8 protein-coding genes are annotated in these 7,264 nt (G+C 63.3%); 2 read left to right on the forward strand and 6 right to left on the reverse strand.

Annotated elements, in window-relative coordinates:
• Positions 1–59: 59 nt before the first annotated feature.
• Both ACH2EI_RS20565 and msrB read right to left on the reverse strand, forming a co-directional pair.
• Positions 60–965 carry an MBL fold metallo-hydrolase gene (locus ACH2EI_RS20565; RefSeq protein ID WP_395161437.1) on the reverse strand — a complete coding sequence of 302 codons (906 nt, stop codon included), beginning with the start codon at positions 963–965 and terminating at the stop codon, positions 60–62.
• 43 nt (positions 966–1,008) lie between these two features.
• The gene (gene msrB / locus ACH2EI_RS20570) at positions 1,009–1,425 is read right to left on the reverse strand and encodes a peptide-methionine (R)-S-oxide reductase MsrB (RefSeq protein ID WP_395156185.1); all 417 of its coding nucleotides are present in this window, start codon (positions 1,423–1,425) and stop codon (positions 1,009–1,011) included.
• Positions 1,426–1,535: 110 nt separating this feature from the next.
• Between msrB and ACH2EI_RS20575 the strand changes: the two genes are divergently transcribed.
• Positions 1,536–3,020 carry a DUF3179 domain-containing (seleno)protein gene (locus ACH2EI_RS20575; protein ID WP_395161439.1) on the forward strand — a complete coding sequence of 495 codons (1,485 nt, stop codon included), beginning with the start codon at positions 1,536–1,538 and terminating at the stop codon, positions 3,018–3,020.
• Between the two features lie 63 nt (positions 3,021–3,083).
• On the opposite strand, the gene ACH2EI_RS20580 is transcribed toward ACH2EI_RS20575, so the two are convergent.
• The 4 genes from ACH2EI_RS20580 to ACH2EI_RS20595 all read right to left on the reverse strand — a co-directional run bounded on the left by ACH2EI_RS20580 (position 3,084) and on the right by ACH2EI_RS20595 (position 6,324).
• A complete protein-coding gene (locus ACH2EI_RS20580; RefSeq protein ID WP_395156189.1) occupies positions 3,084–3,482 on the reverse strand; it encodes a nuclear transport factor 2 family protein in 399 nt (132 codons plus the stop codon).
• Between the two features lie 148 nt (positions 3,483–3,630).
• Complete coding sequence (gene surE, locus ACH2EI_RS20585) at positions 3,631–4,473, reverse strand: 5'/3'-nucleotidase SurE (RefSeq protein ID WP_395156191.1); 843 nt, start codon at positions 4,471–4,473, stop codon at positions 3,631–3,633.
• Positions 4,474–4,558: 85 nt separating this feature from the next.
• The gene (locus ACH2EI_RS20590) at positions 4,559–5,575 is read right to left on the reverse strand and encodes a DMT family transporter (RefSeq protein ID WP_395156193.1); all 1,017 of its coding nucleotides are present in this window, start codon (positions 5,573–5,575) and stop codon (positions 4,559–4,561) included.
• Entirely contained in the window at positions 5,572–6,324 is a 753-nt protein-coding gene (locus ACH2EI_RS20595) for a maleylpyruvate isomerase family mycothiol-dependent enzyme (protein ID WP_395156195.1), read from the reverse strand. Before ACH2EI_RS20595 ends, ACH2EI_RS20590 begins: the two co-directional genes overlap by 4 nt.
• Positions 6,325–6,348: 24 nt before the next feature.
• On the opposite strand from ACH2EI_RS20595, the gene ACH2EI_RS20600 reads away from it, so the two are divergent.
• Positions 6,349–6,993, forward strand: coding sequence for a NifU family protein (locus ACH2EI_RS20600; RefSeq protein ID WP_395156197.1), 645 nt, complete (start codon positions 6,349–6,351; stop codon positions 6,991–6,993).
• Positions 6,994–7,264: the final 271 nt, after the last annotated feature.

Below are 7,264 nucleotides of genomic sequence, written 5' to 3' on the forward strand. Positions count from 1 at the left end.
CAGACCAAAGTGTGACAACCGGGTGTGACAAGCACTCCGGTCCCGGTGTGAAATCGGCGTCAGCTTCTCTGGTAGCGGCCGGGCTCGACTTCGGTGGCTTCGCCCCGTTTGAGCATCCGGGCGATGTGCATTTGGGCGCTACGCGTTTCCACCGAGTCGGCAAACGAGTGCTCGACGTGTGGGCGATAGATAAATCGGTGCGCCCGCATGGCGTCGATCGTCTGTGGTTCGGCGAGGAAGTCGAGCATTGCGTCGTGGCGGCGATCGATCACTGCGGTGAAGGCGTCGACCATCTCGACAAACGTCTCGCGCCCTTCGATCACTCCCTTGTGATGGAACGTGACGTAAAAGTCGGCTTCCTCATCGCGCACCTTGGCGAGGCTGGCCTCGAAGTCTTCGAGGTCGCTCCACACGTCGCCGTAGTACGGGCCAAAGCCGGTGAGGTCGATGTCTGACAGGAAGAACACGCCATCCATCCGGAAGCCGCTGTGGCCTCGTGTGTGGCCGGGCAGGTGCACCGCCTCGACCCGTGTGCCGCCACCGAGGTCGAACACGTGGCCGTCGGTGAAGCCCTGAGCGTCGGGCCGGGGCGTGTAGTGGAACTCGTCGAGGACGAGCGCCGAGAACGTGTCGCGCGCCTCGCCGGTCAACCCGTAGACCTCCATGAGTCCGTCGATGCTCTGGGCGCCGATCAGGTCGGCTTCGTGGATGTGGAGTCGCGAGTCGGCGAAGAACCCGTTGCCGCACATGTGGTCTTCGTGGCTGTGTGAGTTGATGACGGCATCGATCGCGACAGGTGCGCCACCTTTGGCAACGACGGTGGTCGACGGATCGATCAACACGGTTTCGCCAGCTCCACGGACGAGCAACGAGTTCCCTGACGGGTAGGCCCCATTGTTTTCGCCGACCAGCACGCTGACCGTGTCGGTTAATTGTCGTTCTCCGTCGCCCCAGTCAGTGATCACGACAGCGAAACTACAACGTGTCGCGGCGCGGCAGGCTTGTCGCTCATCCGGCGGGCTTGAGGTTGAGTGACGCCGAGTTCATGCAGAATCGGTCGCCGGTCGGTGCCGGGCCGTCGGGGAAGACGTGGCCGAGGTGCGCGCCGCACTTGGCGCAGACGGTCTCGGTTCTGGCCATGCCGTGGGAAGTGTCGGTGCGGTTTTCGATCTTGTTGCCGTCGAGTGCCTGATAGAAGCTCGGCCATCCGCAGCCTGCGTCGTACTTTGTCTCGGACGAGAACAGCTCGGCGTCACACACGATGCAGTGATACGTGCCGTCGTCGGTGGTGGCGTGGTACGCGCCAGTGAACGGACGCTCGGTTCCGGCGTGCTGGGTGACCTGATACTGCTCGGGCGTGAGCCGATCGCGCAGCTCCGCGTCGGAGGGGAGTGCGGCTGTGTCGTTCTGATCGTTCTCGGCCATGGCTCCATGCTGCCAAGTCCGGGGCACGGCCGCAGCATCCGGATCTGAGTTTCGCGGTTGTTGCGTTGGCTGTTCGCTCTCGGCTATGGCTTGGTTCCTAACCTTTCGCTATGCGTCAGCGCTCTCTCCGCACCCGACTTGTGACTGTCACTGCAGCAGCGGTTACCGGGGCCGTGCTCGTTGCTGCCTGTTCGTCAGGTGGTAACGATCCCACCAACTCGGGCTCGACTATCTCACCGGCGGCTGAGTCGGCGGTCGAGTCGGCGGTCGATGGTGGGTCAGTCGTCGACCCGGCGACGCCGCGCACGCGTTTCCGTTTCCCGCCTGCGCCAACCGCTCCACCCGCGGACAAACAGAGCGCACCAGAGGCGCTCGACAACATCGCTGCCATTCGTCAGCTGATCATTGCTGGCGAAATGGATGTCGCAGGTGTTCGCGGGCTCGGCGAGACCGGCGATGCTCGCCACGCCTGGTATCTGTCGGATCTCTTGCGTTTCTTTCGCGGCGACGATGGTGTGATCATCGTTGACGCATTTGAGCAGCTCACCGGCGTCGACATCTCGAATGATCCTGAGAGCGAAATCAGTCCTTGGCTCAGCCTCACGAATCACCTGATTGCTTGGGACACGCCGGCCTATCCCAGCTACCAGCGCGACAAGGGGGCCATCTTCACGCAGCTCGAACCCGCCTGGGAGCCGTTCTTCAGCGATGTAGACGCAGATATTGACTGGCGTGTCTTGAGCTGGGGTGGCGTGTTCATCGACGACCGTGAACTCGGCGACTCTGAGAGCTGCTCCGGCGGCTGCATCCCGTCGCTCGACGACTTCGCCACGACCGATGCAGCTGGAGGCGATTGGTACCCGGACGACCGGATCGTGTTTGGCCTGGTTGAGGGTGATGCAGCGCTGGCGTTTCCGAAGAACATCGCCGAGATCCACGAGATGTTCAACTTCACGCTCGGCAAACGGCGCTTCGGGCTCCCCTATTGCACGCTCTGCGGGTCGGCGCAGGCGTACTACACCGACAACTCGGGTGCCGATGAGCAGCCGGTTTTGCGAACCTCGGGATTGCTCAGCCGGTCGAACAAGGTGATGTACGACCTCGTGACTCGGTCAGTGTTTGACACGTTCACGGGCCGAGCAGTCTCCGGGGTGCTGCAAGTCCAGGGCATTCAACTCGAGGAGGTCACCGTCGTCCGTTCGACCTGGGGCAAATGGAAGGCCGGACATCCGAACACGCAGATCGTTGCCGAAGACGGTGGTATCGGGCGGAGCTACGACCTCGACCCGCTCGCCGGGCGCGACGAAGCTGGCCCGATTTTCCCGATCGGTGATGCCGACAGACGACTCGATGTCCAGGAACTCGTCGTTGGCGTACTGCAGGCCGACGGCACGCCGCTGGCGTTCCCATCGACGCAGGCCAGCTCGATTTTGGCCACCGGCGGCACGGTGTCGCTGGGCGGCGTCAGCCTCGTCGAGTCAGGCGATGGCCTGCGGGCTCTGGACGATGCAACGGGCGATGAAATCCCTGCGCACGAAGCGTTCTGGTTCGCCTGGAGTCAGTTCCACCCCACCACCCAACTCTTTGAACGCTGACAAGTCAGGCGGCAACCCATATCTCATCCCCTCTTGGAAAACTGAGGGCTGAGCTGGACGGCCTCAGAGATCGGTTTGGTTGGTTTGGCGGAGAAAGGTGAGCGAGTCCCAGGTGTCGACTCGCTTGGTGATCACATCGTCGCGAACGCTGAACCACATGACGCCGGGGATTTCGAAGGCCGTCCCCTCGTACGTGGCCGTGAAGCGATACCTCACGACCACATCGGTTACCGACGGACGCTCCTGTTCGACGATGTCGTCGATCGAGTACGTGCGGTCGGCGAACGCGGCAAGAAAGTGCGGCAGCCGCCGCCGGTATTCCTCTCGTCCGAAACAGCCGGAACCGAGTTCGCTGTCGTGGACGTTCCGGAAACCTTCGGCGACGAAGCTGGCGGTGTAGTCCGGATCGTTTCGTGTGAACGAACGCAGGAAACCGGTGACGACATCAATCGGTGAACTCATGGTTCGACGACGGTACTTCTGGTCGAACTGCGATCCAATGTGACTGTGGCTGACCCCCTTTCTCCCGAAATGGAGACCATTTCTCATCACAAGTGCGGAGAGATGGTCTCCATTTCGGGAGAAAGGGGGCTGGCGGGGGAGATCTTGGTCAGGCGCGGGGGAGGAGGCTGTCGAGCGCGGCCTCGGCGGCCGACATGTCGGCGCGATCTTCGTGGACCAGCCGGGTCAGATTACTCACCGACACATAGCCGGCCTCGACTGCGCCGCCGTCGGTGTCTTCGGGCAGTACGTTGATCTTTTGTCCCCAGTCCATCATGACGCGAAATGCCCCTTCGTCGCCTTCGACGGGCTCAAGGGTGGCCTCGTTGACCGTCCGTGGTGGGAGGTTGCCGACGTCGGTGTGGCGCCAGCCGAGCATCTCCGAGACAGGCCGATCAGGGACGTTGATGTTGACGACCACGGGCTCGGTCGGCATGTTGTCGACCATGCCCTGCACGTAGGTTCGAGCAACCTCGGCTGAGGCTTGCCAGTCGAGCTGATCGACCAACTGGTTCCACACCTGGCCTTCAACGCCGTAGCCCGTGACCGCCTGGCTGAATGCGACACCCGAAATCTTGCCGTTACGAGCCGTGAGTGCAGCGCCGACCGTGCCTGAGTGGTACACCGCGCGCCCGACGTTGGCGCCCGGGTTGATACCGGAAATGACCAGGTCGAACGGACCGCCGAATGCGCCGAGCCGAGCAAACATCACGCAGAGCGCAGGTGCGCCGGTGACCGACCACGCGGCCGCCGCCGACACAGGAATGTCGACCGGCCGGATGACCGGGGTGATCTCGTGAAGAGCGCCGAGTGCGGCGCCGGCACCGGAGTACTCCGAGTCCGGTGCAGCGACGACGATCTCGTGCCCGCCCTCAAGGTCACACATTGCATTCGCCAGAGCGTGGAGCCCGGGGGCGTGAATTCCGTCGTCGTTCGTGACCAAGATCCGCATGGGTGCATCCTGGCACGTGTCGACCGTTTAGCCCGATCCGGTCCTGGTCTCGTCCGTTGGCGGTCGGTCGGCGACGGGCGCTCGGTCAGCTCGTCGAGCCGGGCTGAGCGATGTCAGCCGGAGTGACGCCGCTGCTTGGAGTCGTTGCGGTCGGTCGTTGACTCGCCCACGCGAACAATGACAGGCCGACCACGACCAAGACCATGCCGGCGATCTGCGGTGAGCGAACCGACTCGCCGAGGACCACGAAACCCCAGAACACCGAGAGTGCCGGCTGGCCTGTCTGGATGATGCTGATCGTCGCAACCGGAAGGTGGCGCTGCGCGAAAATGATGCAGCCATGGGCGAACATGCCGGTCACAAGTGTGAGGAGCGCCACGACAAACCAGCCGCGAGCCGACAGCGAGAACAGGCCGGTGCCGGCGATCGACGCAGCGATCGGCCCAGCAGTGATGAGGCCCAGCGGCATCATGCAGGCCATGAAATCGAGCACGTCAACGCCACGTGAGCGGGCCCGCTTCGAGGTCAGCATGTAGCCCGTCCAGGTGCCGATGACGAGCACCATCAGCAGGTCGCCGCCGAGTGTCGCCTCACCTCCCGTGGGCCCGAATGTGAGGACCAGCACAATGCCGACGATCGAGATCAGCCCGAATTTGAGTGCGCTCCAGTTCGGTCGCTCGCCGAAGAACGCTGCGCCGGCGGGGAGGAGTACCAGGGGGGTGAGTGTGGTGATGAACTCGGCATGAGCAATGCTCGTCCGAGTGATCGCCGTGAAGAAGATCGCGATATTCAGCCCGAAGAACAGGCCGGGCGGAAGGACCAGTTTCCATGTCTCGCGCGATGGCAGCGGGCGGCTGGTGCGTTTCCGGGCGATGAGAACGATGATCCACCAGCCGACGACAGCGCCAATCATTCGCCAGAATGCCACCACCGACCCGGTCGACTCGGACCACTTGATAGCGGCCGAGCTGATCGAGAAGCTGATCACGGCGAGGCCAACCGCGATGAAACCGATCGATTTCAGTCGGGTGGGGTTTGCGGGTGGGTTCCCAGGCGAAATGGGGGACGTGCTTGCGGACGCGCTGGCGTCGTTGTTGCTCACCAGTTGGGGAGGTCGAGCCAGGCGTCGGCTGCGGATGCATCGCCGACGATGTCGAGTTCGGAACGGTCGAGGCGGCCCATCAGCAACAGCCAGATGTCGGCCGCAGCTCCACGAATCGCAGCGTCGCCCTTGTCGTGGACGGGCAGCATCCGGTACTCGCCGTTCTCGCTCCACACCAGCCATTCGCCGTCGACGTCGGTGCAGTGGACGTGGAGGCTGACGGTTGGAGGCTCGACATCCGCACGGCTGAGCGCGCGCGGGAGGCCCAACTCGAAGTACTCCTGGATTCCTTCCCTCGATAGTTCGGGGTCGAGCATTGCTTGGACACCGATCGCAGTCTGGGCATCCCACCGGTGCATGGCGGTTTCGAGTGCCTGTCGACGGGCCCAGACCCACACCTGCTGTTCGAACGGGAACGGGTGCCACGTAGGAGCGTCGGGCTCGGCGTTGCTGAGCGCGTCGATCAGCGCGGCCGCTCCGTCGACGATCCAGACCGACATGTTGTCGTCGGGACTCGGCCCGAAGTCGATTTCTTTTCCCGGGGCTTCGCCATTGAGGACAGCGTGGGTGGCCCAACGCTGGACCCAACCGGTGTGTTCGAGCAGCTTGGTGAGGTCCCATCCGGGGCATGCTGCGACTGGGGCAGCGGCGTCGCCGGTGCGGATGGCAGCCGACAGTAGGTCGGTGTCCGTGCGGAGTGCGGCCAAGTAGGCGCTCATGTCGTTGGTCCCGAGTCTGCTTGTGCTCACAAGCCTGACGGTAGCCTTTTCATCATGAGCTCACTCGAAGCACTTGCGGCAGATTCTGGTAGCGCCAACGCTAGCGAGCCGATCGTCACGGTGACGCCCGAGGCGCTCGAGCATCTCACTGAGTTGCGTGACGAAGAAGCTGACGGCGAACAGCTCGGTCTACGCCTCGGCCTGGCCTCGGCGCCCGGTGAAGACTTCCGGTACGACCTGTCGTTCGAAGAGTTCCTGAAGGCAGCATTCGAAGACGAAGTGCGCACGCACGAGGGCCTCAAGATCATCATCCCCGGCCCCGATGTCGAAGTGATGACCGGCGCCACGCTCGACTACACCGTCACGCAGGGCCTCGTTATTCGCAACCCGAACAAGCCCGAAGCACCGAGCATCGAAGGCCTCACCAGCGACGACGAGCTGTCGGCCGAAATCGAAGCGCTCGTGTCGGGCGAAGTAAACCCGGCGCTCGCCGCACACGGTGGCTTCGTCACCTACGTCGGCCACGACAGCGAAGGCACCGCATTTCTCACGATGGGCGGCGGCTGTCATGGTTGCTCGATGAGCAAGATGACGATGCTTGATGGCGTGCAAACGATGCTCGTCGATGCGTTGCCGGCGATCGAGCGGGTTAAAGACCTCACCGATCACGCCACCGGCTCAAACCCCTTCTACACCTGAGGCGATCCGATTCGCCCGATCCCGGCGTCAGCCCTCACCGCTCGTTGGCGGAGGCCAACTCGGGTTCGTGCTTCCTTGGCCTCGAACGAATCGATCCCGCCTCAGCGAGCTGAACCGACTGGCGTTGGAGGTTCAAGTCCTCCCTCCGACACAACGTTCATAAAGGCTCCGGCCCTGGTCAACGGCTTTTCAGGATCTCAATGACGGTCGCTCACGCGAACTGGACGGGGGTCTCGGACGATCGGGCCGACCTATCGATCTGGATCAACTG

The organism is Ilumatobacter sp. (genome assembly GCF_041688325.1).
Classification (GTDB): Bacteria; Actinomycetota; Acidimicrobiia; order Acidimicrobiales; family Ilumatobacteraceae; genus Ilumatobacter_A.

Coding starts and splice junctions, on each gene's coding strand:
- ACH2EI_RS20575 (WP_395161439.1), top strand. CDS start 1,536: ATGCGTCAGCGCTCTCTCCGCACCCGACTTGTGACTGTCACTGCAGCA.
- ACH2EI_RS20580 (WP_395156189.1), bottom strand. CDS start 3,482: ATGAGTTCACCGATTGATGTCGTCACCGGTTTCCTGCGTTCGTTCACA.
- msrB (WP_395156185.1), bottom strand. CDS start 1,425: ATGGCCGAGAACGATCAGAACGACACAGCCGCACTCCCCTCCGACGCG.
- surE (WP_395156191.1), bottom strand. CDS start 4,473: ATGCGGATCTTGGTCACGAACGACGACGGAATTCACGCCCCCGGGCTC.
- ACH2EI_RS20600 (WP_395156197.1), top strand. CDS start 6,349: ATGAGCTCACTCGAAGCACTTGCGGCAGATTCTGGTAGCGCCAACGCT.